The following is a 26,389-nucleotide window of genomic DNA, read 5'->3' on the forward strand; positions in this document are numbered from 1 at the left end:
TACTAAATTTACCAATTAAAATCACTATAAAACTTAAAATATGTACATATTGACGTAAATTATACAATATTAATCATATTGAGCCGTAGTCTATTGCTTCTTGCTCTGAGGCTTCCTGCTCTGAGGTAAGGTCGGTCTGAACAGCCAGACTTTTCGACTCAACGCTTGAAAAGTCTGGCACCGAGCACCAGCATGCAGGGGGTGAGCAGTAGTGTCAGCAGCGTGGCAAAGCTCAATCCACCGGCAATGGCACTTGAAAGCTGTGTCCACCACTGTGTAGAGGGGGCTCCCAGGCCAAGACTGGGTTCCAGCAGATTGACGTTAACACTCAACACCATCGGTATCAGGCCGAGGATCGTGGTAACGGCGGTCAGCAGCACAGGGCGCAGACGCAGGCAGCCGGTCTCCAACGCCGCTTCGCGGGCGTCCATGCCCTCGCTTCTCATCAGATTATAGGTGTCTATCAGAATGATGTTGTTATTCACCACTATTCCGGCCAGCGCAATGATCCCCATACCCACCATGACAATGCCGAAGGACTGGCCATTCAACAGCAGTCCCAGCAGCACGCCTGCGGTCGAAAACACGACGGCAGAGAGTACGAGCATTGTCTGATAAAGGCTGTTGAACTGGATCACCAGGAACAGCATCATCAGAAACACGGCGACAATGAACGCACTGATCAGGAACTGTGCAGCTTCTCGCTGATCCGCATCTTCCCCTGCGATCCCGACTCTGACCCCCGCTGGCAGCAGTTCGTAGCTGGCTGTAAGAGCCTGCAACCATTCATCCAGTCGATAGCCGTCAGCGATATCGGCCTTGACCGAGATCGCACGTTCACCATTGATACGATGCAGCGTACCGATCTTCGGTGCTGGCTCCAGTTCCACAAAATGGCTGAGCGGCACCTGGCCTCTGGAGGTGTTGAGCGTCAGTCGGGATAGCTGATCCACCGATCTCCAGTTGCCGGGCAGGCGGACGCGAATATCCACTTCATCTGCGGCATCTTCGGGTCTATAGGTAGCCAGCATCAGACCATTGGTGATCAGTTGCACGGCATTGCCGACGCTCAGTACATCGGCACCCAGACGCGCGGCGGCTTCGCGATTGACTCGGAAGCGCCATTCAATACCCGGTAGCGTCCGGTCGTCCTCTATATCGACAAACCCACCGAGTCGCTGCATCTCGGTGCGCAGTATCTCGACCCCTTCAATGATTAAAGCTGGCGTATCAGCACTGACCTGAAGGTCCACTGGTTTACCGCCACCGGGTCCTTGCTCCTGTTCGCGAAACTCCAGCATCACACCATGGATGTCGGCGGTCAGCTCTCGCATGTCATCCATGATCAGACTGGCTTTTCGCCGCTGGTGCCAGTCGATCAGCTGGAACTGCAGGATGCCGATCACATCGGTACCCATCTGGCCGGAGGCCGCGGCAAAGGTACGAGTATAGAGGGCATCCACTTCGGGCAGGGTGAGCAGGCGTTGCTCAACTCTTTGCATGATCTGATCCTTTTCATGAACTGAGAGATCACCTCTGGCACGTACCTGTAGTTGTAGTGTTTCCGGCTCAAGACTTGGAAAAAATTCGACGCCATGATTAAAGCGCGCGTAACCGGTATAGATCAGTCCGATCAACAGCATCATGCCGAAAAAACTCAGCAGCGGGCGATGCAGCATCGCATCGAGCAACTTTCTGTAAGCGCGCATCAGCAGGTTGGGCGCATAAGCTTCTCGCGCCGGGAGGGAGCGACTGGTGATGCGGCCCATGGCCGGTAAAAATATAAGTGCCATGGCCAGAGACGCGAGCAGGCAGAGGATGACGGTTGCCGGCAGATACTTCATGAACTCGCCGACTACGCCCGGCCAGAACAGCAGTGGAACAAATACCGACAGGGTGGTTGCCGTGGAGGCGATGACCGGCCAGCTCATGCGACTGGCTGCACCTAGCCAGGCCTGATGCGGTGACTGCCCATCGCGCAGGTTACGATCCGCCAGCTCGCTGACAACGATGGCGCCATCCACCAGCATGCCAGCCACCAGTATCAGTGAGAACAAAACGATGATATTCAGGGTGAAACCGATCGCCCAGATCATCAGAATACCGGTCAGAAAGGCGCCGGGGATGGTGATGCCGACCATCAGTGCAGAGCGCGGACCCATCGTGGCAATGATCAGAATCAGCACCATGACCACGGCGGTCAGGACATTGTTCAGCAGGTCCTCAAGAATGTTCTCGACCTCTACAGACTGGTCCAGGATGGTATCGAATGCGACCCCTTCCGGCAGCAAGGGGCGGGCCTGCTCAATCACCTGCTTGACCTGATCGATGGTGGCGATGATGTTGGCACCTGCACGTTTACTGATCTCCAGCACCACTCCCGGCTGCCCGTTGATACGGGCAAAGCCTGTAGGATCCTTGAAGGTGCGCCGCATCACGGCGACATCCCCGAAGGTGACGACGGTATCGCCATCAACCTTGATCGGCATGGACATGATATCTTCGAGGTTTTCAATAACTCCGGGTACTTTCATCGCCATGCGGCCAGCACCGGTGTCCAGGGAGCCGGCAGCCACCAGACGGTTGTTGCGACTGACCAGAGTGAAGAGCTGGTTGTAGTCTATGTTGTAACTGTCCAGCACCTGAGGGTTGACGATAATTTCCAGCATATCCTCCCGGTCGCCGCCGATATCCACCTCCAGTACTTCGGGAATGCCCTCAATCTCATCTTTCATACGTCTGGCGATATAGATCAGCTCCTGCTCCTGCAGTGGCCCGGAGATGGCGATGGATAGCACCGGGAAGAGTGCCACATTGATCTCGTGCACCACCGGCTCATCCGCTTCGGCTGGCAGTTTGCTGCGCGCCGTATCCACCTTTTCACGCACATCCTGCAATGCCTGGCGAGGGTTAAACCCGGCGTCGAATTCCAGCATTACAGAGGAGTGACTTTCACCGGCGGTGGAGGTCATTTTTTTGATCCCCTCCAGTGCACGTAACTCCTGTTCCATCGGCCGAACCAGCAGTCTTTCGGCATCTTCCGGGCTGATGCCATCAAGATTCATCGAGACATAGATCATCGGTATAGTGACGTCTGGATTCGCCTCTTTAGGAATGATCTGATAGGCCATCAGACCGCCGGCGAGCAGAAACAGAAAGGTCATCAGGGTGGCGCGGCCACGGTTGAGGAATGCGCCGATCAGGCTTGCCATATCAACTGGACTCCTCGGAGCGTCGGATCGCTTCAACCTGCTCACCTTCGCTGGCAAAACCAGCTCCGAGGGTGATCACCTCAAGCTCCTCTGGTAAGCCACCGGCCCAGGCGCCTTCATTGTCGATACTGAGCAGGCGCAGCGGCATAAAGCGGACCCTTTGCTCATCATCGACCGCATAAAGACCCGGCAGACCCTCATTATTGAGGGCCAGTAAAGCTGGCGAGATTCGATGTGCCTGCTGTCTGGGAAGGGAGATACTGACGGTGGCGCTGGCACCAGCGACGCGAAGACGGTCGGGGTTGTCAATGCTGGCTTCTATGCGGAAACTGCGGGTGTTGCTGTCAGCCAGGCTGGCGATGAAGGTCAGTTTGCCACTTAATTGTTGGCCATTTAGCAAGGTCACGGTGACATCAAGACCCGGTGTCAGGTCGGCCACCTGTTGTTGCGGGATCTGCGCGGTCAGCTTTAGCTTGTCGATATCTACCATGCGCATCAGCATCTGTCCTGCCTGGATATGATCACCGATCTCGACTGGCAGTTCATCAACAATGCCGCTGAAAGGTGCTTCGATGCGAGTGTGTGCCAGCTCTAGCCTGGCAGCTGCCAGCTCAGCACTGGCGGTTTTCGCCGCTGCACCCAAGCGCAACAATTCAGTTTCTGACAGAAGGTTATCACGTCGCAGGCGTTGCCCGGATGCCAGCTCCGACTCTCTCAGTTTGAGATTGGCTTCACTTTTGGCAACTTCATCGGGACGGTTCTCTTCAGCCAGCTGTATCAGAAGTGTCCCGGCGCTGGCTACTGAGCCCTGTTCGACGGCTAATGTGCGAAGGGTGCCGTTGATCTGCGAAGTGATCTGGCTACTGCGAAAGGGTTGTATCTGACCCTGAGCTACCAGTACAGGTTGATAGGGTTGAGCAGTGAATAGCTCGGTTTCCACTCGCAACAGAGATACTGGTATCGTGTCGGGCTTTTCCGGCGCGACAGAGCTGGCCTGTTGAATCGTACCGCTGCTGAGCCAGATAGCGAGCAGCACAAACAGAGTCAGCGCTATCAGTACGGAACTGGCGCGACGCAAACGCAGTAGCACGGGGTGTTGCATGGATAACATCCTGTTTGTAATGAAAAGGCTTTATCGACTGGTAACATAGCAACATGACAAGTGTTCTAAAATAGCACAATGCAGGGTTATGGAGGACGCTGCAGCATGATCCTGATCATACCCTTATGAAATTTTCCACTGTTAGTGCTAAAAGTCATAGATGCAGACTTTTTATTTTGCCGGTTTGCGGGTATGTTCAAGATTGACGAGTTCAACTGACAAACAGAGGATGAAAATCGGTTATGGCAGCGCAAAAGTATCGACTGGTAACGCGCAGTGATTTTGATGGCCTGGTTTGTGCGGTGCTGCTTAAGCATCTGGATCTGATTGATGACATCAAATTTGTTCACCCGAAGGATATGCAGGATGGCAGTGTTGCTATCACAGGTAACGATATCTCCACCAACCTGCCATTTGTAGAGGGTGTTTATCTGGCTTTCGACCACCATCTGTCCGAAACACTGCGCAATGAGAAGCGCGATAACCACATCATAGACCCGGATGCGCCTTCGGCAGCACGCGTTGTATGGAAGCACTATGGTGGACACGGTGCTTTCCCGGTGGCTTGGGATGAGATGATGGATGCCGTGGATAAAGGGGATTCAGCTCAGTTCTCGCCTGAGGAGGTACTGAATCCGACCGGTTGGCCACTGTTGAACTTCCTGATGGATGCCCGTACCGGTCTCGGACGTTTTCGTGAATTCCGTATTTCCAACTACAACCTGATGATGGATCTGATCGATTACTGCAAAAATCACACGATTGAGGAGATTCTGGCACTGCCGGATGTGCGTGAACGTGTGGATCTATATTTCGAACAGGAGAAGAAGTTCAAGGAGCAGATCAGTCGCTGTGCAACCGTACACGGTAATCTGGTGGTGCTGGATCTGCGTAACGAAGAGAGTATCTGGGCGGGTAACCGCTTTGTCATTTATGCGATGTATCCACAGTGTAATATCTCCATTCATGTACTCTGGGGGCTGCAGAAACAGAACACCGTTTTTGCCACCGGTAAGTCGATTTTTGACCGCAGTTCAAACACCAATGTCGGTGAGCTGATGTTGGGTTACGGTGGTGGAGGCCATCATGCGGCAGGTACCTGTCAGGTTGAAAACGACCAGGCAGAGCGGGTATTGCAGGAATTGGTCAGCCGTATCAACAACGACGGTTGATGATTGAGCAGGTGTTGTCGGGTGTCCTGTTTGGGGCATCCGGGCAGCACTGCAGGAGCCGGGTTGAAGTGGCACATTTGGGTGCTTTTCTGGTTTAAAACCTTGCAGGCTGCTGATTCAACAAAAAAAGAGTGCAAGGATTGTATTTAGAAAAAACAGGTGTATTATGAAATTCATCGGATAAATACCGGCCAATATCTGATGTTTGATTCGGTGGCTTGCCATCGGTTTTTAGCCGGGTAAACCAGTTCAACGACTGGAACAGAGTTATACAGATTTTGATGCTAGAAAAATGTTGTGGGTATCTCCCCACTTGTAAAATTGAAACAGCAAGCCTGTTCAACCTTTCAGTTCCATACCGGCACCTGCTGCCGATATGTCGCGTACTTCGTTTGAACTCCACTCACTCGAATTTCCTGTCACTCATGCCTGATGTGCCATCTTTATACAGTCATGTTGTGTTCATGGAACTGAAGCAATTTTTTCTTAGCCTTGAATGTAACGAAGCTGATTCAGATCATGTAGCCCACCAGCCTGTCTGCAAGATGTCAGGCCGAGAGTTTTTGGCTGCATAATCAAAACAGGGTTCAGCATTCATGAGTGGTTAACACTCCTGAGTGCCGGAACGGTAGGTTATCTGATGGTTGCCATGCGCCTCAGGACTTACCTTGATCCAAAGCAAAGCGTAATTCGGTCAGTGAATACTGCTGGGGCGTGAAGTGAAAAGGATCAAACTCAATTTGGGATCGGATTTTCCGGTCTTTTAGAAAAATGCCACTCGATGGCAAAGACGTAAAAGTAAGAGGCAAAACATGTCACAGCTCGTTACCGGCACCGTTAAATGGTTTAACGATGAAAAAGGATTTGGTTTCATTCAGCAGGAAAACGGTCCGGATGTATTCGTACACTTCCGCGCAATCAACGGAAATGGCCGCCGCTCACTGCAGGAAAATCAGCAAGTAACATTTGAAGTCGTTCAGGGTCAGAAAGGTCCTCAGGCTGAAAACGTCACTGTAGTCTGAAGAAATTTTCCTGAAAAGACAGTGAATGCCTGGCATCCACTGTCTTTTTTCTTTTCTGGCTTTGTTCAGCGCATATCTGCGCTATCTAAGAGCTGTCTATAACTACTTAGAACTACTTAGAACTACCTCAGCTTAGCTTCCCACGCAAAATTCTGACCGCCTGCATCATGTTGTCCAGGCAGGGTATCACTTCATCCCAGGTTCTGGTTTTCAGTCCGCAATCTGGGTTTACCCAGAGGCGCTCAACTGGAATATAGCGCGCAGCCTTCTCGATCAGGTTCACCATCTCCTCGACGGCAGGAATATTCGGGCTGTGAATATCATATACGCCAGGCCCAATTTCGTTCGGGTATTCAAAATCGATAAAGGCTGACAGCAGCTCCATATTGGAGCGGCTGGTTTCGATAGTGATTACATCCGCATCCATGGCAGCTATAGAGCCGATGATATCGTTGAACTCCGAATAGCACATATGGGTGTGGATCTGTGTTTCGTCACGCACGCCACTGGCGCTGATACGGAAAGCTCTTGCAGCATATTCCAGATAGGTCGACCAGTCTCTGCTGCGCAGGGGCAATCCTTCACGAAATGCCGGTTCGTCTATCTGGATTGCCGCAATGCCAGATCTTTCCAGATCACACACTTCATCACGCAAGGCCAACGCAATCTGCAAACAAGTCGTTTCGCGCGGTTGATCGTCGCGCACGAAAGCCCATTGCAGCATCGTGACGGGGCCTGTCAGCATCCCTTTGACCGGTTTTCCGGTAAGTGATTGTGCATAGCGCGTCCATGCCACTGTCATGGGCGCTGAGCGCTGTACATCACCATAGATGAAAGGCGGTTTCACACAACGTGATCCATAGGACTGCACCCAGCCGAATTCAGTAGTGCCATACCCCTGCAGTTGTTCACCGAAGTATTCCACCATGTCGTTACGCTCGGCTTCACCGTGCACCAGCATATCCAGTCCCAGTTCTTCCTGACGCCTTATACACAGCTTTATCTCATCCTTGATGGCTGCCGTGTACTTTGTTTCATCCAGCTTGCCGCTTTTGAAACTGGCACGAACACTGCGGATCCCTTGTGTCTGTGGGAAGGAGCCAATAGTTGTGGTGGGCAGAGCAGGCAGTTGCAGGCGCTTTTGTTGCTGAGCCGCTCGCAATGGGTAAACGGATTCGCGCTCACTGTCGTCCTGATTCAGGCAGGCAACACGCAGCTGTACTGCTGGGTTATTGACGCGCTCTGACTGACGGCGTGCAGTGATCGCTTCAGCATTTTGCAGCAGCCGATCCTGCCCCTTGCCCTGCAGGCCCAGACGCAGAGTCTTGATCTCATCAAGACGCTGAACGGCAAAGGCCAGCCACTGTTTCAGTTCGGTATCCAGTTTTGTTTCTGATGCCAGATCAACCGGGCTGTGTAACAGAGAGCAGGAGGGCGCTATCCAGAGCCTGTTGCCCAGCTTCACAGCCAGCGGCTTGAGTTTTTCCAGAATCGGGTTCAGGTCGCTGATCCAGATATTGCGCCCATCGACCACGCCGATTGAGAGAACCTGATCCGATCTGAGCGTTGCAGCCGCTTTCAGAAATTCGTCGCCACCGCGCACCGCATCCAGATGTAACCCGGCGACCGGCAACGACAGTGCAAGGTCCAGATTGTCCTGCAAGGTGCCAAAATAGGTGGTCAGTAGTATCCGGGGAGGGATTCGGTTGAGCTCGGCATAAGCAAGACGATAGGCGTCCTGCCAGTCGGAGGTCAGCTCCAGTACCAGTGCCGGTTCATCTATCTGTACCCACTCAATGCCGACATCCGCCAACTGGCTGAGCAGGGCTTTGTATTGCTGCAACAAAGCTGGCAGTAGCGAGAGTTTATCGAAACCATCCTGTTCGCACTTTGACAACCACAGCAGTGTCAGTGGACCTATCAATACTGGCTTGGGCTGATAACCCAGGGCACGTGCTTCAGCGATCTCTGTCAGCAGTTTGGCAGGGTTGAGGGTGAACTGCTGGCTGCTCGACAGTTCGGGCACCAGATAGTGATAGTTAGTATCGAACCACTTGGTCATCTCGCAGGCACGAGTATCGCCTCCACTGGGTGCCCGACCGCGGGCCATGCGGAAGTAGTTGTCCAGTTCGTTGTTGGCACTCTGGTGATGGAAGCGTGATGGCACAATACCAAACAGTAGAGAGTGATCCAGCACCTGATCGTAGAGTGAAAAGTCATTCACGGTTACCAGATCAAGCCCGGTCTCATGCTGGATCTTCCAGTTCTGTTCGCGCAAGTTTTTAGCCTGCGCCTGAAGTTGTTCAGCACAGAGTGTGCCCTTCCAGTAACCTTCCAGAGCCAGTTTTAGCTCACGTTTTGGTCCGATGCGCGGAAATCCGAGCGTATGTAAACAGGTCATCCTGTCCTCCTGGTGATAATAATGGATACGTAAAACACAGGAGTAGTATGAAGTGAATTCAAAGTGAATAAAATTGATATTAATTCAGATTATGATGCATGTAATTCACTCTAATGTGGTCAGCCCCTGTATTACAGTGCAGGGGCTGGTGCTCAATAAGTGCAGGAACAGGTTCAGGAAGCCGGTTCAGAAAACAGAGTTAAGACATGCCAGCAGAGCGCTGCGCTGCTCATCAAGCTGAGGCTCAGTGGTGGAGATGATCTCGATGCGTGAATCACGACGCCAAGCCAGTGATTGTGTTGAGCTGTCGCTGCCAACACGGTTGTAACTGATCCAGCGCTCGCTGCCTTGCAGGGCTGCCTTGATCCTGACTGCCCCGGGGACCTGTTCCAGCCACTGCGTCACGCGCTTCAGGTCAAATTGATCATTAACATGAAATACCCAACCACTGCTGTAATAACCATCGTTATGCCCGGTCAGATTAACCGGTTGCCCTGGCTGGGGTTGTATCTGAGCGGTTTGGCCATGAGCATCGCTGTGATCGTGTGATTGAGAATGGTTGTGCGAATGAGAGTGAGCGTGTAGCTTGTGCTCATCTTTTTGGTGCGCCTGTTTTTGCTGTTGCGCAGGCTGCTGGCCGGGAAACACCTGCTCCAGTTGCTCATTACAGACCAGATCCAGCAACGCAGCCGGAAACACGCCGTATTCAGTACGGACAACCGTCTGCTTGGGCGGGAAGAGAGCACGTGAACGTCTTTCGGCTTCCTGAACAAGTTCGGCTGGGCGCAGATCACACTTGTTCAGCACGATCACATCCGCTAAAGACAGCTGATCCGAAAAAGTCTCATGAGCCATGATCTGCGGATGCTCCAGCACACCGGGATCCAGCAGACAGATGATACTGCGCAGATCTATCACGTCGCAGAAGGAGATCCCTTTCAGGGTGTCCACTATCCCACTGGGATGACCTAATCCTGTCGGTTCGATCAGCAGGCGGTGTGGTTTGGCGCGGCGCAATAGCATTGCCAGATTGATAGTCAGCGCAGGCCCTAGTGCGCAGCAGACACAGCCACCTGCCAACTCCTTGATGAACAAGCCGTCCTGATCGGGAATCAGTGCTTCATCCAGACCTACCTGCCCGAACTCATTGACCAGTATCGCCCAGCGCTCATTCTCCGGTTTGGTTTGCAGCAGGTGATTGATCGCTGTGGTTTTGCCTGTTCCCAGAAAACCGGTGATGATATTGGTGGGTACCTTTTCAGGCATCGGTCTATATGATGCGGATGCGTCAGACACTGTATAGCCTTGCTTGTGTTATAAAGTAACAATTGTCATGTGTCTGCTGTTGTAAATCAAGCATCGTTTGGACTCGGTTGAGCTGGTGCGTGCAACTCAATGTTTTGTGTCGCCGCCTGCTCCTTCCGCCTCCAGGCGTCGAATGATAGACAGGTACCGTGGCATGGGTCCGACGTCTTCATAGACAGGATCACCATCCTCCATGCGGATAATTTCGGTACCTGGACGATAGGGCATGCGCGCTTCAAGCTCCTGCAGCATGGTATGAAAAAGCGCTGCACACAGATCATGAATATCAATATCATACACCTCAGCCAAGGCTTTCAGGCGGATCAGATCCTCATGGTCTATTTGCGTGGGAAAGGGCTCTCTTCCTGATCGATGTTTGGCATTGTCTTCCAGGTTTCGCAGTAGCGTACTGAAATAATCGTCGGACATAATTCAACTCTCGGTTAAGGATGCTTGGCAGAGCTATAAGCTTACCTGTTAAGCATAGAAGATAATCGCCCCGGTTGCAGGGCGTGGTGAGTAAATTCAGCATCTCGATAGATGCCCGCTCAGGCTGTCCGTGTTATCCGGACGTCATTTCATTTATCATCATCAGCTTTGAAAATGCCATCTATTCAGATTAAGGGGAAAAACAGTGGCGGCTGAGGTGACAATTCTCGTGGGTTCGGTATATGGCAACAGTTCATCGGTTGCTGAGGAGTGCGCCGAGATGTTGCGCGGTGATGGTCATCAGGTCGAGGTGCTGACATTGCCGACTGTTGACGAGGTGATGGCAAAGCCTGATTCGGTGCTGTTGGTCTGTACCTCTACTACGGGGCAGGGGGATATCCCGGATAATCTGGTACCGCTGTTCAGCGAATTGAAGGATCGTTTCCCGTTGATGCCGGGCCGGCGCTATGGCTTGATTGCGCTGGGTGATAGCTCCTATGAGACCTTTGCCGATGCCGGTAAACAGTTTGATGAGTTGCTGCAGGAGTTGCAGGCTGAAAGGCTGGGCGAAGCCCTGTTTATAGATGCCTGCGAGACGGCCGACCCGGAAGGTGAGGCGATCACCTGGCTGCAGAGCTGGAAAACTCTGATCTGAGTTCGGATCAGAGTTCGGATCTGAGTTCGGCTCTCTGTCATTCAGTGCTTGATAAACCCGCGTGACTGCAGAAAAGGCAGCATGTGTGGACGCGATTCCTTCACCAGCATGCCGGACATCTGTTCGCTCCAGGTCATCGATTTCTGACCGCCGGTACGGGTGGCGTAGTATTCCCGGACATGCTGGTCATACTCGGTAATCCTGCTTTGATCCTCCGAATCGTTGTAACGTTCATGTTTCAGGATCACTGACAGTGGCAGGCGAGGCTTGGCTTCCGGGTCCTGTGCCGGGTATCCGATACACAATCCAAACACCGGATAAACCAGCTCCGGCAGTTCCAACAGATCTGCCACTTCTGCTATCTGATTGCGTATGCCGCCGATATAGGTGCAACCGAGCTCCAGCGATTCTGCAGCGATCACAACGTTCTGGGCAAACAGCGCACAGTCGAGTGAGGTGGTAATGAACTGTTCGGTGTAGCCGCTGAGCATTTCGGCATCATGCATATCACAGGCCAGTTTCAGGCGCTTCATATCGGCACAGAACACCAGAAAAACAGGTGCGCTGGCCACATACGCCTGATTGCCTGCGCAGACTGCCAGCCGGTCGCGTACCTCACCCTGACTGACCTGAATCACGGTGCAGGCCTGAATAAAGCTTGATGTAGCAGCACATTGACCCGCCTGAACCAGCGCTTCCACTGTTGCCTGATCGATTGCTTCATCGGTAAATTTTCGAATGGAGCGGTGTGCATTGAGGAGTTTGATAACGTCGTTCATCTGTATAACAGGTCTCCGAATCTGGGTGAATGGCTTGCCCGTGTTTATCAGGGCTGATTTTTATAGAAGCAAGCTTCCTGGGACAAAGCTGGGATGCTGCGAAAAGTCAGATTGATGCGTTCCGACATGGGGCGCTTGCTGCGCATGATAGCATGCTGCCAGTGGTGCTGGGTGGGGCCGCTCATCAGCAGCAAGGACCCATGTTCCAGTGCGATATCCAGCTTCTCGCCTGTCTGTTTGTGTCTCATCTTGAATTGACGTGTCTGGCCGAGGCTTAGAGAGGCGATCACCGGGTTGGTTCCCAGTTCTGGTTCATCATCGCTGTGCCATCCCATACTGTCATTACCATCACGATAGAGATTGATCAATACGCAGTTGAAATCATGGCCAAGATCCAGCAGACGTTTACGCAGAGTTGCGACATCCGGATTCCAGGGTTCTGCATTCAATGTCAGGCGTGAGTAGCGGTAGGTCAGGCCAGCATCACCTTGAAAGCACTGCAATCTGGGGATCAGTCGCTGTTGTCCAAACAGATGGATGCTGTCCTGTCGCCAGGTAAGCTGCTCGATCAGATGTTGCTGCAAGTGGTTGGCTTCATCGGCTGGAATAAAACCGGGGAAGTAACACAGCTCGGCGTCGGGCGCCTGAACATGACTCATGCAGATCGACTCATGCAGATTGGTTCATGTAGGTAGGCTCATATAGGTAGGCTCATGCAGATTGACTCATGGCAGCGCCAGCAGATCCAGCGTCGCTTCGGCCAGCGCGGTGGCGGTATCGATGGCGTTACTGACATGCGGTATGCAGTCGGTAGTGATGACATCCGCCTGAGCGCTCAGATTCTGATAGGCATCACCGGCAAAGATGCCGTGCACGCCGATCACGGTTGCTCTGGGCATGCCAGCCAGTCGAAGATGTTGCAGGGTGTTCAGCATGGTTTTGCCGCTGGAGATGATATCGTCGACCAGAACAGGTGTGTGCTTCAGGTAGGGCTCCAGCTCAGGGCTGGAAACCGTGACATCGTAATCACCACGCCGCTCTTTTTCCAGAATCTGAAAAGGGGCATCCGCCAGCCTTGCCACTTCACTGACCCACTGTTCACTCTCACTGTCCGGTCCGATCAGCAGGGGCTGAGGGATACGGTTTTTGATCCAGTTGGCGATCAGTGGCGCTGCCGTGATCGCTCTGGCAGAGAGTGAGTAAAGCTCAGACAGATCATGATAACGATGCAGATGCGGGTCCATGGTTACCAGGCAGTCGAACGCCCGTGACAGCAGTGCGGCGAAGGGACGGGAGCTGACGCACTCTCCGGCATGAAAGCGTTTGTCCTGTCGCATATAGGCCAGGTAGGGGGTGATCAGACAGAGGCGCCGTGCACCCAGTTCACGCAGGGTATCCGCCAGAAACAGCAGCCTGAGCAGCTTGTCATCCGGATGGAAAAGGTTGCAGAACACCACGATATCCTTGTCGGCACAGTCATCGTGAACACGCAGATAGCTCTCCCCATCCGGAAAACGTCGCTGCTCCAGCTCACCGGCTTTGGCACCCAGTTGCTGGCAGAGCAGGGCACCCAGTGCGGGATCGGAATCAAGGTTGAACAGTAGTCGTGTCATGATGGGTCGTCCTGAAATCCATTGTCTTCATCGGTGAAGATGATAACCCGTGGGTGGTCGTTCAGATAGTCAACCGCGTAGTTGAGCTCGCCGACACTCTCGGCATGTATGGTCATCAGGGCGGTATTGGCCTCGACCCGATCACCGACTTTTACATGCAGCTCAACCCCTGCCGCAGGGTCAGCCGGGGCACCTGCCAGCTTGGCGACCTTGGCCAGTTGGCGGTTATCGATACCTGTGACCGTGCAGGGCTGCTCTGTAATCAAAGCGAATCGGTAGGGAGCAATCGGGGGGATCTTCATACCGCCCTGAGCTGCGCAGATCGCCATGAACTTGTTCCAGGCAGCACCGGACTCCAGCTGCGACAGCGCGATTTTCTGCCCTTCGCCAGGCTCCAGTGGTTGCACCATCTCCAGCATCGCGCCGGCGATTAATGTGGCGCGCTCTTTCAGATCGACCGGGGCGCCGGGCAGGTTCTGCAGAACTGCCAGAATATCATGAGCCTCCAGCGCCGGACCTATGCCGCGGCCGACCGGCTCAGTGCCGTCGGTGTAGAGTACACTGATCACCAGTCCCAGGTTTTCAGCGACAGCCTTGAAGCTGCGGGCCAGATTATTCGCGGCTTCCTGGGTTCTGACCTTGGCGGTCGGGCCGACTGGAATGTCGATCAGTACATGAGTGGCACCGGCTGCGATTTTTTTCGACAGCACCGATGCGATCAACTGGCCTTCACTGTCGATATCCAGCGCGCGCTCCACCTGTATCAGCAGATCATCAGCCGGGCTGAGTTTGACTGATCCACCCCAGGCCAGGCAGCCTCCAACCTTGCTGACCACTTCTCGCATCTCATCCAGAGAGAGGCTGACGTTGGTCAACGTCTCCATAGTGTCGGCGGTACCGGCGGGTGAGGTGATGGCACGAGATGATGTTTTGGGGATGGTGATGCCGCAGGCGGTCAGAATCGGGATCACGATCGGTGTTGTGCGGTTGCCCGGCAAGCCCCCGACACAGTGTTTGTCCAGCACCAGCGGCAGTTTCCAGTCGATACGGCTGCCAGCGTTGACCATGGCGCGGGTCAGTGAGGTGATCTCCTCATCATCCAGCTTGTCATCGCCACAGGCGGTGATGAAAGCCGCCAGTTGCACATCAGCATAATAGCCGCCGACGATATCATCGATGATCGCCTGCAACTGCTCCTGATCCAGCCTATGCCCATAGACCTTGGCACGAACATGCGACAGGGAGTGAACCGGGCGTGGGTGTGACAGCCAGATGGAGTCATTTTCCTCAACCTGCAGCATTTGCCAGGCACTTTCGGAAAAACCGACCTGATCGTCATCCAGCAGTTCGCTGGTGATCATGTTCAGAGAGGCGATGATAAGCCGTCGGTCTGCGCTGGTGGCTTTGACACGGGGCAGCGAATCAAAGCCTTCCGAACGGCACACCGGACTGTCGGCCCGAAGATACAGAGTGGGTTCGTGATGGGTATCAATACCGAGGCGCGTGGCACGCAGAGGAGCAAGCTTTTCGGGTGAATAGATCATGCAGCGGTAATCCTTGGCAGAGCTTCTTTGGCAGAGAGCTGGCGAAGTCGGAAAAAGAGCGCTTTACAGCTACAGTGTAGCCGTAAAGCGTGTAACAGGATGTTGATCCGACGCAAGTGGCTCTTCAATGACTATTCAAAGACTCTGCAATGACTGCTTATTGCCGGAAAACAACCCCCGACATGTCAGGCAACTGGTGTGCGATCCCTTTATGACAGTCGATACAGGTGCTTTCACCACTGGCCAGCGCCGTGGAGTGCTCGCGGCTGGCTCTTGGGTTCTGGCGTGTAAAGTCCATTGAGTTGAACTCATGACAGTTGCGACATTCCAGCGAATCATTGGCTTTCAGGCGATGCCATTCACGCTCTGCCAACTCCCTGCGTTTTGCTTCAAACTTTTCCGGCGTGTTGATGGTGCCGAAGATCCAGCCCCAGACCTCCTTGGAGGCTTCCATCTTGCGCCCGACTTTATGCGTCCAGTTGTGAGGGACATGGCAGTCGGAACAGGTGGCGCGAACACCGGAGCGGTTGGAGTAATGGATGGTTGTTTTCAGCTCCTCAAATACATTGTCACGCATCTCATGACAAGCGATGCAGAACTTTTCGGTGTTGGTCACCTCCATGGCGGTATTGAAACCACCCCAGAAGATGATCCCGGCCAGAAATCCACTCAACGTCAGAAAACCGAGACTGAAGTGAACGCTGGGTCGACGCAGCAGTGTCCAGTAATAGATCAGCCATCTTTTCACTGTGTACCTCCCTGTTGCTGCCTCCTGGCAGCCTCTTGCTGCAGTACTTTATCCATGTTCAGAAAGCGAGATTCCACCAGTGGTTGTGCGTCGGTTTGTGGTACATGGCACTGGGTGCAGAAGTACCGATTAGGCGTGACAGCAGCACGCACCTGATAGTCACGATCCATGAAGTGAGTGATGCTCACCATCGGCGCACCGGCTGCCGGGGCAGCACTGGTGCTGTGGCAGTCAAGGCAGCGGTTGAAGCGCTTGTCGATCTGATAGTCACGGATACTGTGCGGAATCACAGGTGGCTGTTCGGGATAGTTGCGCACCTCTCTGCCAGTGTCTCTGGGGTCTCCGGAAATGGGTGGGGCACTCAGCGTCTGGCCCAGTGTGCCGCCCTTGCGCAGGCCATCAGGAGCACTGGCGTTGAGATCCGGTGCCTCTGCGTGCAGGCTCAGGCTGAAAAACAGCAGTGTCAGCAGTAGTGATAGTTTCATCGTCAGAACTCCTTTATGCCAGACTGACCAGTTCCAGGCGAACCGCACATTTCTTGAAATCCGTCTGCAATGAGATGGGGTCGGTTGCATCCAGCACGACCTTGTTGATCAGCTTGGTGGCATCAAAGAACGGCACATAGATCAAACCCTGTGGGGTGCGAACGCGACCGCGTGTTTCAATCCTTGCCTGTATCTCGCCACGACGGCTGATGATCTTGATCTCACTGCCCCGTCGCCAGCCATTGGCAGCGGCATCGTCAGGATGCATGTATACCAGAGCCTCAGGTACGGCCTTATGCAGCTCACTGACCCGGCGCGTCATGCTGCCAGTATGCCAGTGCTCCAGCACGCGTCCGGTGCAGAGCCAGAAGGGATATTCTGAATCCGGTGATTCGGCAGGGGGCTCGTCTGGCACCGCAAAGATGCGGGCACGCTTGTCGGGAATACCGTAGAACTGAAAGTCGGTGCCCGCTTCAACATAAGGATCAAGTCCCTCTTTATAGCGCCAGAGTGTTTCCTTACCATCCACCACTGGCCAGCGCAGTCCTCGGTTGCTGTGGTAAACATCGAAGTCGGCCAGATCCTTGCCTTTACCTTTGCCGAATTCACGATACTCCTGAAACATCCCTTTCTGTATGTAGAAGCCAAAATCGGTAGACTCCTGATTCGGATAGCCCTCACGCATATCCTCCAGTGGATAACGATCCACATTGCCGTTCTGGAACAGCACTTCGAACAGGGTTTTGCCTCTGAACTCGGGGGCGCTGTTGAGAAACTCTTCAGACCAGACATCATCCGTGCGAATCCGCTGCGACAGTGCCACTGTCTGCCAGAGGTCGGAGCGGGCGTCACCGGGGGCATTGACCAATTGATGCCAGAACTGGGTTCTGCGCTCGGCATTACCGTAGGCACCCTCTTTTTCCACCCAGCCTGCAGCCGGCAGAATCAGATCGGCTGCCTGGGCCGACACGGTCGGATAGATATCCGAGACGATGACGAAGGCTTCAGGGTTGCGCCATCCCGGCAGTATCTCCTCCATCACATTGGGGCCAGCCTGAACATTGTTGGTGACCTGTGTCCAGTAGACCTTGATATCGCCGTCCTTCAGTTTGCGGCTTTGCAGAACCGCATGAAAACCGGGTTTTTCCTGAATGGTGCCAGGTGGCACGCGCCAGATAGCTTCAGCTTTAGCACGGTGTTCCGGATTCATCACCACCATGTCGGCCGGCAGACGGTGAGCGAAGGTGCCAACCTCGCGGGCAGTACCACAGGCCGATGGCTGACCGGTCAGCGAGAAGGGGCTGTTGCCGGGCGTGGAGATTTTGCCGGTTAGCAGGTGCAGGTTATAGATCAGGTTGTTAACCCATACTCCACGGGTGTGCTGATTGACCCCCATAGTCCAGAAGGACATCACTTTTTTATCAGGATCGGCATAGATCTCTGCAAGTCGTTGCAAACTGGTTTGTGACACACCGGACTCAGACGAGGCGCGTTCCAGTGTGTAGGCACTGACAAACTCGGCAAACTCATCAAACGTCATGTCGGTCCAACTATTGGCTTTGTCGGCATTCTGCGCGGCCTGCTGCAGTGGATGCTCGGGACGCAAGCCATAGCCGATATCATCCGTACCCCTGAAGAAGTTGGTATGCCGCTCGACGAACGCCTGGTTCACATTGCCCGATTGAATGATGTGGTTGGCGATATAGTTGAGAATCACGATATCAGCGTTGGGCTTCATCACCATGCCGATATCGGCAAGATCGAAAGAGCGGTGTTCATAGGTCGAGAGCACCGCGACTTCGGTGTTCGGATAGGAGAGGCGACGGTCCGTCACGCGCGTCCAGAGGATCGGATGCATTTCGGCCATATTCGAACCCCAGAGCACGAAGGCGTCGGCATGTTCGATATCATCATAGACACCCATCGGCTCATCCGAACCGAACGTGCGCATGAACCCCATGACCGCCGATGCCATGCAATGGCGCGCATTGGGATCGATATTGTTGCTGCGAAAGCCCGCCTTGAAAAGCTTGTTGGCTGCATAGCCTTCCCAGATGGTCCACTGACCGGAACCGAACATGGCGACGCTTTCGGGGCCGTGAGTCTGGATCGCCGAGATGAATTTTTCGGCCATGATATCCAGCGCTTCATCCCAACTGACCTCTTCAAAATCACCCTGCTTGTCGTACATGCCATTGCGCTTGCGCAGCAGGGGCTTGGTCAGACGATCCCTGCCATAGAGTATCTTGGACAGAAAATAGCCCTTGACGCAGTTCAGGCCACGGTTGACCTCTGATTTAACATCCCCATGCGTGGCGACTATCTGATTGTCCCGAGTCGCAACCATGACGCTGCAGCCCACCCCGCAAAAGCGGCAGGGGGCCTTGTTCCAGTTCAGAGAGGTGAGCTCGATGTTGGTGATCAGGTTGCTGGCGCTGGCTGGCATGGAAAGACCGGCTGCGGCAGCTGCTGCCAGACCAGCATTAGCCTTGGCAAATTGTCGACGAGTCATTTTCATAGGGAGGTCTCCATCTTGTCCGCATCCTGCTGATCCATCACCTCGTGATAGACCAGCGTGCAGCCAAGTACCCCTGGCCGCTGCTCAATGTTGTCGATAGTCGCCAGCACGGTTTGCTGGCTGGTGCATTCGGTAACGAGTATCACCTTGCCCTGCTCGTTCTGAGCAGGTACCTCAAGTTCGGGCTGTGCGTGAGTCCAGCTCAGAAAATCCTTCAATGACTCGGGCCTGACGTGGGCCACGAAGCTGGCAATGTGTAGTTCTGTAATGTGTAGTTCTGTAAGGGTGTCAGTGCTCATTCTCAACCTCCAGAGAAATGGCACCCGATGGGCAGTTCGGCAGACAATTGCCACATCCGGTGCAAGCATCAGTATCAATCAGTGGCAAGGGCGCTGAGCGCAGACGAGGTGTGAATCGGATCGCTCGAACCTCACACTGATCCTGGCAGATCTGACAGTGCACATTCTGATTGGCCAGACAGCCGTCACTGATGCTGGCCTGCCAGTTGAACGCAATCCGCTTGAGATCGAAGATAGGTTCAGGGCAAGCGCTGGCGCACTCACTGCATAACGTGCAGCCGCGATCGGTGAAGCTTATCTCGGGAAACCCGCCATCTCCCCGATACAGAACATTTTCAGGGCAGGCGGCGATGCACTTGTCACAGCGTGTACATTGATCGGTAAGATCATTCGAGGTCCAGGGAGGGCGTCTGACCGGACGAGCCATGCGTCCACCCCTCAGAAGCTGGCGTCTGCTGATGGAAACAGTCATGAGTATGTACCGTGTTTAGACCGGTGGTCCCGGAGGGCCCATGATCAGTTGAGACATCCAGACCAGAAAACCGTAACCACCGACGGCTGCAAAGGTCAGCAGAGGGAAAAGAAACACTATCAGAAAGAGGAAAAGTCGCAGCTCATGGCGTTTTCTGTCTTCCTGTTGGAGGGTATCGGGTTCTTCCATAAATCCACCTGGGCAATGTTATATGTGCTTAAACACACATTTTTATTATTGACTTGAAAGTAGGGTAGTTGACGGGTGAAATTTTTGCCAACTGCTATGATTGATTTGAGTCATGGTAAGTAATGTTATGGAAAGTTGAATTATGGAAAGCTGAGTTAAAAAATTGAGTTAGGAAAAATTCATCTGATCGATCTTTACTTGGAAAACTCGGAGAACCCTTTTTATTGAGGTGAGTATGAATAAGCAAGCCTGTAATCTGTGCCGTGATGATGCGCCACGCCTGAGTATTGAGGAGGCCGAACGCGAGTTGCAACAGTTGCCTGAATGGGCGTTGCAGCAGGAGGGTGAGGTGTTGAAACTGCATAGAGTCTATCGCTTCAAAAACTTTGTCCGGGCACTGGATTTCACCAATCGTATCGGTACCTTTGCCGAATCAGTCGGCCACCATCCCGATCTGCTGACCGCCTGGGGGCGGCTTGAGGTGATCTGGTATACGCACAAGATAGGCGGTCTGCAGCAGGGCGACTTCATCTGTGCGGCGGAAACCGAAAAGCGCTATGCCGGTTTGACTGAATCGGAGCTGTAGACCTGACTCACATGCTGGTAGAATTCCGGTCTTTGTCAGCCTCTGGATCAGATTGAAACCATGGAACGCAGATATCGGCTAGTCCTCTCCTGCCCTGATCGGGTGGGTATTGTCTCAATGGTGAGTAACTTCATCTCCAGTCATGGCGGCTCGATTGCCGATGCCAATCAGCACTCGGACCCAACTACTAACCACTTTTTCATGCGAGTGGAGATCAGTGCATCATCTATTCCGTTTTCATTTGAGGCGTTGAAGGAGGCGTTTGATCCGATCGCTCGTTCCTTCAGTATGGAGTGGAATATTTCCGACTCCAGCAAGCCCAAACGGGTGGTGCTGATGGCAAGCCGTGAGGCTCACTGCCTGGCAGATCTGCTGTATCGATACCATAGCGACGAGCTGTTCTGTGAGATTCCCTGTGTCATATCCAATCATGACAAATTGCGCAGTATGGTGGAGTGGCATGGGGTGCCCTTCTTTCATGTGCCAGTTGATCCTGCCGACAAGCAGCCGCATTTTGACCAGGTGGAGCGATTGATCGCCGAGCATCAAGCCGATGTTGTGGTACTGGCGCGCTACATGCAGATACTGCCGCAGAATCTGTGTAAGCACTATCCGCACCGCATCATCAATATTCATCACAGTTTTTTGCCTTCATTTGCCGGTGGCAAGCCCTATCATCAGGCGCACGAACGTGGGGTTAAATTGATCGGTGCGACCTGTCATTATGTCACTGAAGAACTTGATGCAGGACCGATCATCGATCAGGATGTGACGCGGGTCAGTCATCGTGACCATCCTGAAGAGATGGTTCGCCTCGGGCGCGATATTGAGAAAACAGCACTGGCCAGAGGGCTGCGCTGGCACCTGGAGGACCGAGTGTTGGTGCATGGCAACAAGACCGTTGTTTTTGCATGATCTTTGCTGGTCTGAGGCGACGCTTGGTCTATATTTACATACAGCGGTGATGAGATCTGATAACCAGAGACTTACTGTAAAGAAACCAGCCGGAAGGAGAGCACATTATGCTCAGATCTGTAAAAGCACAGGATTACATGGCTACCAGATTGGTTACCTTCAAACCCGACACTGATCTTTTCAGTGCGATCAGAAGCCTCAGAGAGTATAAGCTCTCCGGCTCACCCGTTGTGGACGCAAATGGCAATCTGGTTGGAATGTTGTCGGAAGTTGACTGCCTGCGTGCGATTCTGTCACAGACCTACCATGAGCAGGAGATGGGGAGTGGCGGTCATGTCCGTGATTACATGACGGTGAATGTCGATACAGTTCCGGATGATGCCGACATCATCGCAGTCTCCAAGATGCTGATCGATCGAGGCCGACGCTGTGTACCTGTGGTGAGGGGAGATAAACTTGTCGGTTTGATCAGTCGATCTGACGTGCTGCGTGCAGTCGAGGATTTTGCCAAAGATGGTTGAGGTTTTTTTCACCCCCGTATACCCAGTAATGTTGGAAGTGGCTTGCCATGAATAACCTGTTACCGGAGAAGCCTCTGCTTTTCTATCCTTCGCTGGCGAGAAAGCTGGGAAGTGACGAAGCTCTGTTGTTGTTCCAGTTGACAGAGCAGGCCAGTATTGGCGGCATTCAGGATAAGTTTTCTGTAACCAGCATGACCCTGTCTCAGCCGCAGTGGCGATCTTTGGCCGATTTCTGGGATGCTCAGCGTCAGATGGCTGCAGCGAACAGCCTTGCCAGACAGGGTGTGTTGGAGATACAAACAGGTCAGGCCGGTACTGTGACCATACGGTTGAAACCCGTGGTTGAATCAGTTCAAACCCCGACCGACTCTGATTTTCAGCCATCTCGTCCGGTTTCGGTGCCTCCGGCAATGCAGACGAGCCGACAGGATAGGATGAATGAACGTCCTGATGCCGGGGCTGCTTCAACAACGTCTTCTTCAACAACGTCTTCTTCAACAGCACCTGCTTCAACAACAGTCGCCGATCCCGGTTTGCAGACGCTGCCGGTGTTTGAACGCCCCCCACCACGACAGCAGCCCCAGCCTCAGGCGAACCTGGCGCGACAAAAGGGGCCTGCACCGACCTTTGGTGGCAGTCTTGGCTGGCGGCGTCAGAAAGATGAGTTGCAGGACATTTTCGAACAGCACGAAGAGCGCAACCAGCGTTTGCAATCGATGCATCTGGGCTGGCAGCCGTCTGAAGCTTTTCATGAGCTCTTGCCACGGCATGCGATCTCGGCAGCCTTTGCCGCGGACTGTCTGGATGAGTTTGTTCTCTACTGGCTGGATAAAGATCGTCGTGAAAGCAACTGGGATCAGAAATACCTGGCATGGGTTAAACGTGAATGGGTGAAGAAACAGACACGTGATGCCAGAGAGCAGCGCTATGAGCAGGAACGCAATTCAACAGGTATCAACAATGAAAACACCCAGCGAGATACTCGCGACAAGCGAAAACGGGTTACTGCAGCCATCATGGACCTCAAGGACACCGACTGGTGAGTCGGCTGAGCAGCAGTCGCGACAGGGTAATATCTCAGTTGAAACCAAAGCGCATGTGAATATGATATTTGCCCGCTTCATGGCGATCTACGGGCATAAGTTCAAAAGCTGTTTTGAAACCGAGAGCGAGATACGCATTGCCAAGCGCGAATGGGCATTGAGCCTTGCTGGCTTCAGTGAATCGGAACTGGTGTTGGCGGTGAATCGCTGCAAGGAAACCCTTGCCTGGATGCCGACCATTTCTGAGTTTCTGGCGATTATTCGCGATCTGAATGGCGACTTCGGGCTGCCGGGGCTGCGGCGTGCTTATCAGGAGGCCTGCCTTCATGCTGACCACCCTGCACAACATCGTTGGAGCCATCCGGCTGTATACTGTGCCGGGCGCGAGACAGGTTGGTTTCAGCTGCGCTCTGAAGAGGAATCACAGACGCTGCCACTGTTCACCTACCATTATGAGATCATGTGCAGACGGGTGCGCCATGGTGAGGATCTGCGTCCACCGGCTCCTGTTGCACTCGAAAACAAAGAAGACAGCACCACAGCGCTCTTTATTCAGCAGTTTGCAAAGGATCACGACCTTGAAGATGAGCTGGCCTGCAGTCTGCTTTATTACATGAGCAAACCCCGCGGTACTCGCATTCGCGAACGGCTGCGCCAGCAGAGCCAGGCCAAAGCTGATAGCCTTGGTCTGGGTATCACCTTGCCGGGTGAGGCATCAGTGAGCGACGCCTGAACCAGGCGTTGAGAACGTTGAGCCAAACATCTCCCCGATGGCCTGGCTCAGTGCTTCACTACGCTCTGGATGGCGAAACGCCTGCATGATCAGCGCCCGCATTACAGGGCTGAACATCAGATCTGTGATGATCCTGCTGAATCCTGTCTGACCTGCTTTACCACTGGCCAGTTGTTCCAGAAACAGCATCAGAATATCCGGATACTGTAGACACTCAGTACAACGTGAACTTATTGCGGCGATCACCTCAGGCTCTTTGGCGCAGGGGTGTTGCAGCACTTTCTGTACTTCCTCACGCGTTAGAGTCTGGCTGCGACAGTTGGATAGCCCACGAATCAACGCTGCAACCAGTTCAGGTATGGGCTGCTCCTGACTCAACAGGACGTTCAGCCTGTGTGCCAGTGCACGACCCAGCTCATGGCTCGGCTGCGCATGTTCCAGCAAACGTGCAATGATCTGCAGCGGCGGTTCGGGTAAGCGAGTTATCGCACGGCACAGGCTGGCTTCGTTATCGCTCTTGTCCAATCTTGCCGTGAAATCTGCGATCCCCTGAAAACCCAGATTCTGCCAGTAGTCATCGGGCCGTTGGCCGCTGATATACTGCTGTACCTCTTCATAGTATTGCGAAGCCGCAGAGCCAGTGGTTCGGGTGGCCAAAGCATGAAACGTGGCCATTTTCTCCTGATCCGGCGTGAAGGCGAAGGGGTTGTCCTTCAGCGCATCGCCGACAGGTTGCTCACCCTGATTGCTCAGCGCGTTTTGCAACAGGCGATTGACCATATCATCACGCGCTGCCTGAATCAGATAGCCTTGCTCATCCAATGGAAACTTCAGGAACCAGATCAGGCACTGTTCCTTTTGTGCCGGACTCCAGATCAGAAAACCGATCCAGGCATGGTGCAGAAAAGGGGTAGGGTAAGGGATCTCGTTCTGCTCAATGCGAGCAAAGGTATCCACGCTGAGTTTACTGACTCTTCTGCCCATATCAAACAGGCGGAGGCGGTTATCAGCGTGCTGCAATAAACGGGTCAGTGAGGGGGAGGAATCTGTCATGCTGGCCTTTATTTATCAATTTAAGCCAATCAATTTAAGCCAATCAGCTTAATCAGTGGTGAAGCTAAGCCCTGATCCAATTCATGATGGATCAGGGCTTCATGGTGCATAGCGTTTCTGGCGCAGGCACAGAGCCTCTTCGCTCAACCTCTGGCTTTCTTCAGAGTGTCTGCGATCAGGAATGCCAGTTCCAGCGACTGGTCAGCATTCAGACGCGGATCACAATGCGTATGATAGCGATCACCCAATCGATCTTCAGTGATCTGGAACGCACCACCGATACACTCGGTTACATCTTCACCAGTCATCTCGAAATGTACACCCCCAGCATGAGTTCCCTCGGCACGGTGTACTTCGAAGAACCCTTTCATCTCATTCAGGATGGCATCGACACTACGCGTTTTATAACCACTGGAGGCTTTGATGATGTTGCCATGCATCGGATCAGAGCTCCACACCACTGAGTGCCCTTCTGCTTTTACAGCACGCACGATCGGTGGCAACAACTCAGTGATCTTCTCGGCACCCATGCGCGCGATCAATGTGATGCGACCGGGTTTGTTGTCTGGATTCAGAATGTTCAGCAGGCGTCGCAGGTCATCAATTTTGGTGCTGGGACCGATTTTGATACCGATCGGGTTGTGCACGCCGCGCAGAAATTCGACATGGGCATGATCCGGCTGCCGCGTACGATCACCGATCCACAGCATATGTGCCGAGCAGTCATACCAGTCGCCGGTCAGGCTGTCCTGACGGGTCAGGGCCTGTTCGTAATGCAATAGCAGGGCTTCATGCGAGGTATACAGAACCGTTTCACGCAGTTGGGGTGCGCTGGCTGAATTGATACCACAGGACTCCATAAACGCGAGTGCCTGATCGATCTGCTGAGCCAGATGCTGGTACTTCTCGCCCTGTGGGCTCTTACGCACAAAGCCGAGGTTCCACTGATGCACCTTGTGCAGATCTGCCAGGCCACCGGTGGCAAAGGCGCGTAACAGGTTCAGAGTGGAGGCTGACTGATGGTAAGCCGCCAGCAGACGTTTAGGGTCGGGTGTGCGCGATTCGGCAGTGAAGCCTATGTCGTTGATGATATCGCCACGGTAGCTTGGCAGCTCGACACCATTGATGATCTCGGTATCGGTTGTGCGTGGCTTGGCGAACTGACCGGCAATGCGACCGATCTTGACCACCGGGCAACTGCCGGCAAAGGTCAGTACAACGGCCATCTGGAGCAGCACCTGAAAGGTATTGCGAATTTTGTTGGCATTAAATTCGGCAAAGCTCTCGGCGCAATCACCACCTTGTAGCAGAAAGGATTTTCCGGCGGCAACCGAAGCAAGATCCTGCGTCAGTGAGCGTATCTCACCGGCAAAGACCAGAGGGGGTAGTTGGCTCAGGGTTTGCTCAACCTGAATCAGCTCATCCAGTTGGGGATAAGCCGGTTGCTGGACGATAGGTTTACTTCTCCAGCTGCTTGAACTCCAGTGTTCCATTAGACTCGTCTGCGTTGTTTAAAAAGTGTGAAAAAAATAGTCAAAGGCAGATAGTTTAAGGCTTTATGGCAAAGAAACAAGGCAGGATTTCCCTGATTGG

At 53.5% G+C, this 26,389-nt stretch carries 25 protein-coding genes; 8 read left to right on the top strand and 17 right to left on the bottom strand.

The annotated features are described in order from the left end of the window. Positions 1-158 precede the first annotated feature (158 nt). Together ACK3CJ_RS05390 and ACK3CJ_RS05395 are read right to left on the bottom strand one after the other, a co-directional pair. Complete coding sequence (locus tag ACK3CJ_RS05390; protein WP_409525406.1) at positions 159-3,212, bottom strand: efflux RND transporter permease subunit; 3,054 nt, start codon at positions 3,210-3,212, stop codon at positions 159-161. Position 3,213: 1 nt separating this feature from the next. Beyond that, positions 3,214-4,314 carry an efflux RND transporter periplasmic adaptor subunit gene (locus tag ACK3CJ_RS05395; RefSeq protein WP_409525407.1) on the bottom strand — a complete coding sequence of 367 codons (1,101 nt, stop codon included), beginning with the start codon at positions 4,312-4,314 and terminating at the stop codon, positions 3,214-3,216. 242 nt (positions 4,315-4,556) lie between these two features. On the opposite strand from ACK3CJ_RS05395, the gene ACK3CJ_RS05400 reads away from it, so the two are divergent. After that, positions 4,557-5,486, top strand: coding sequence for an exopolyphosphatase (locus ACK3CJ_RS05400; protein ID WP_409525408.1), 930 nt, complete (start codon positions 4,557-4,559; stop codon positions 5,484-5,486). Positions 5,487-6,298: 812 nt separating this feature from the next. Then, the gene (locus ACK3CJ_RS05405) at positions 6,299-6,508 is read left to right on the top strand and encodes a cold-shock protein (protein WP_151703746.1); all 210 of its coding nucleotides are present in this window, start codon (positions 6,299-6,301) and stop codon (positions 6,506-6,508) included. 127 nt (positions 6,509-6,635) lie between these two features. On the opposite strand, the gene metE is transcribed toward ACK3CJ_RS05405, so the two are convergent. From metE to ACK3CJ_RS05420, 3 genes are all read right to left on the bottom strand, one after another. Next, a complete protein-coding gene (gene metE, locus ACK3CJ_RS05410) occupies positions 6,636-8,909 on the bottom strand; it encodes a 5-methyltetrahydropteroyltriglutamate--homocysteine S-methyltransferase (RefSeq protein ID WP_409525409.1) in 2,274 nt (757 codons plus the stop codon). A gap of 186 nt (positions 8,910-9,095) precedes the next feature. Further along, the gene (locus ACK3CJ_RS05415; RefSeq protein ID WP_409525410.1) at positions 9,096-10,175 is read right to left on the bottom strand and encodes a CobW family GTP-binding protein; all 1,080 of its coding nucleotides are present in this window, start codon (positions 10,173-10,175) and stop codon (positions 9,096-9,098) included. A 126-nt stretch (positions 10,176-10,301) separates the two neighbouring features. Then, entirely contained in the window at positions 10,302-10,643 is a 342-nt protein-coding gene (locus ACK3CJ_RS05420) for a hypothetical protein (protein WP_409525411.1), read from the bottom strand. Positions 10,644-10,860: 217 nt separating this feature from the next. Between ACK3CJ_RS05420 and ACK3CJ_RS05425 the strand changes: the two genes are divergently transcribed. Further along, the gene (locus ACK3CJ_RS05425; protein WP_409525412.1) at positions 10,861-11,298 is read left to right on the top strand and encodes a flavodoxin; all 438 of its coding nucleotides are present in this window, start codon (positions 10,861-10,863) and stop codon (positions 11,296-11,298) included. A gap of 41 nt (positions 11,299-11,339) precedes the next feature. Here ACK3CJ_RS05425 and nfsA read toward each other — a convergent pair whose 3' ends face one another. The 10 genes from nfsA to napE form a co-directional block, all read right to left on the bottom strand. Further along, positions 11,340-12,077 (bottom strand): oxygen-insensitive NADPH nitroreductase, encoded by a 738-nt coding sequence (nfsA, locus tag ACK3CJ_RS05430; RefSeq protein WP_409525413.1) that lies wholly within the window; start codon positions 12,075-12,077, stop codon positions 11,340-11,342. Between the two features lie 47 nt (positions 12,078-12,124). Next, on the bottom strand, positions 12,125-12,736 hold the full coding sequence (locus tag ACK3CJ_RS05435; RefSeq protein WP_409525414.1) for an alpha-ketoglutarate-dependent dioxygenase AlkB family protein: 612 nt from the start codon (positions 12,734-12,736) through the stop codon (positions 12,125-12,127). Positions 12,737-12,802: 66 nt separating this feature from the next. After that, positions 12,803-13,690, bottom strand: coding sequence for a ribose-phosphate pyrophosphokinase (locus tag ACK3CJ_RS05440; RefSeq protein ID WP_409525415.1), 888 nt, complete (start codon positions 13,688-13,690; stop codon positions 12,803-12,805). After that, positions 13,687-15,234 carry a thymidine phosphorylase family protein gene (locus ACK3CJ_RS05445; protein ID WP_409525416.1) on the bottom strand — a complete coding sequence of 516 codons (1,548 nt, stop codon included), beginning with the start codon at positions 15,232-15,234 and terminating at the stop codon, positions 13,687-13,689. Before ACK3CJ_RS05445 ends, ACK3CJ_RS05440 begins: the two co-directional genes overlap by 4 nt. Positions 15,235-15,391: 157 nt before the next feature. Then, positions 15,392-15,982, bottom strand: coding sequence for a NapC/NirT family cytochrome c (locus tag ACK3CJ_RS05450; protein ID WP_409525417.1), 591 nt, complete (start codon positions 15,980-15,982; stop codon positions 15,392-15,394). Next, positions 15,979-16,467: a nitrate reductase cytochrome c-type subunit gene (locus tag ACK3CJ_RS05455; RefSeq protein ID WP_409525418.1), complete on the bottom strand. Its 489-nt coding sequence runs from the start codon at positions 16,465-16,467 to the stop codon at positions 15,979-15,981. The genes ACK3CJ_RS05450 and ACK3CJ_RS05455 overlap by 4 nt, the downstream gene beginning before the upstream one ends. 13 nt (positions 16,468-16,480) lie before the next feature. Beyond that, entirely contained in the window at positions 16,481-18,985 is a 2,505-nt protein-coding gene (gene napA, locus ACK3CJ_RS05460; RefSeq protein WP_409525419.1) for a nitrate reductase catalytic subunit NapA, read from the bottom strand. Further along, a complete protein-coding gene (locus tag ACK3CJ_RS05465; protein WP_409525420.1) occupies positions 18,982-19,284 on the bottom strand; it encodes a chaperone NapD in 303 nt (100 codons plus the stop codon). Before ACK3CJ_RS05465 ends, napA begins: the two co-directional genes overlap by 4 nt. Continuing rightward, a complete protein-coding gene (gene napF / locus ACK3CJ_RS05470) occupies positions 19,274-19,756 on the bottom strand; it encodes a ferredoxin-type protein NapF (RefSeq protein ID WP_409525421.1) in 483 nt (160 codons plus the stop codon). The genes ACK3CJ_RS05465 and napF overlap by 11 nt, the downstream gene beginning before the upstream one ends. A 15-nt stretch (positions 19,757-19,771) precedes the next feature. Next, positions 19,772-19,945: a periplasmic nitrate reductase, NapE protein gene (napE, locus tag ACK3CJ_RS05475; RefSeq protein ID WP_409525422.1), complete on the bottom strand. Its 174-nt coding sequence runs from the start codon at positions 19,943-19,945 to the stop codon at positions 19,772-19,774. Positions 19,946-20,180: 235 nt separating this feature from the next. On the opposite strand from napE, the gene ACK3CJ_RS05480 reads away from it, so the two are divergent. The 5 genes from ACK3CJ_RS05480 (at position 20,181) to ACK3CJ_RS05500 (ending at position 23,743) form a co-directional block, all read left to right on the top strand. Beyond that, a complete protein-coding gene (locus tag ACK3CJ_RS05480) occupies positions 20,181-20,531 on the top strand; it encodes a 4a-hydroxytetrahydrobiopterin dehydratase (protein WP_409525423.1) in 351 nt (116 codons plus the stop codon). A 60-nt stretch (positions 20,532-20,591) separates the two neighbouring features. Further along, positions 20,592-21,446 (top strand): formyltetrahydrofolate deformylase, encoded by an 855-nt coding sequence (purU, locus tag ACK3CJ_RS05485; RefSeq protein ID WP_409525424.1) that lies wholly within the window; start codon positions 20,592-20,594, stop codon positions 21,444-21,446. 107 nt (positions 21,447-21,553) lie between these two features. After that, positions 21,554-21,967, top strand: coding sequence for a CBS domain-containing protein (locus ACK3CJ_RS05490; protein ID WP_409525425.1), 414 nt, complete (start codon positions 21,554-21,556; stop codon positions 21,965-21,967). A gap of 47 nt (positions 21,968-22,014) precedes the next feature. Then, a complete protein-coding gene (locus tag ACK3CJ_RS05495; RefSeq protein ID WP_409525426.1) occupies positions 22,015-23,010 on the top strand; it encodes a DnaT-like ssDNA-binding domain-containing protein in 996 nt (331 codons plus the stop codon). Beyond that, the gene (locus ACK3CJ_RS05500; RefSeq protein WP_409525427.1) at positions 22,928-23,743 is read left to right on the top strand and encodes a replication protein P; all 816 of its coding nucleotides are present in this window, start codon (positions 22,928-22,930) and stop codon (positions 23,741-23,743) included. Before ACK3CJ_RS05495 ends, ACK3CJ_RS05500 begins: the two co-directional genes overlap by 83 nt. Here ACK3CJ_RS05500 and ACK3CJ_RS05505 read toward each other — a convergent pair. After that, entirely contained in the window at positions 23,726-24,796 is a 1,071-nt protein-coding gene (locus ACK3CJ_RS05505) for a DUF3549 family protein (protein ID WP_409525429.1), read from the bottom strand. The genes ACK3CJ_RS05500 and ACK3CJ_RS05505 overlap by 18 nt on opposite strands. Positions 24,797-24,939: 143 nt before the next feature. Further along, positions 24,940-26,289: a class II 3-deoxy-7-phosphoheptulonate synthase gene (locus ACK3CJ_RS05510; RefSeq protein ID WP_409525430.1), complete on the bottom strand. Its 1,350-nt coding sequence runs from the start codon at positions 26,287-26,289 to the stop codon at positions 24,940-24,942. Positions 26,290-26,389 lie beyond the last annotated feature (100 nt).

The organism is Nitrincola salilacus (assembly GCF_046271865.1).
In the GTDB taxonomy this organism is placed as follows: domain Bacteria; phylum Pseudomonadota; class Gammaproteobacteria; order Pseudomonadales; family Balneatricaceae; genus Nitrincola; species Nitrincola salilacus.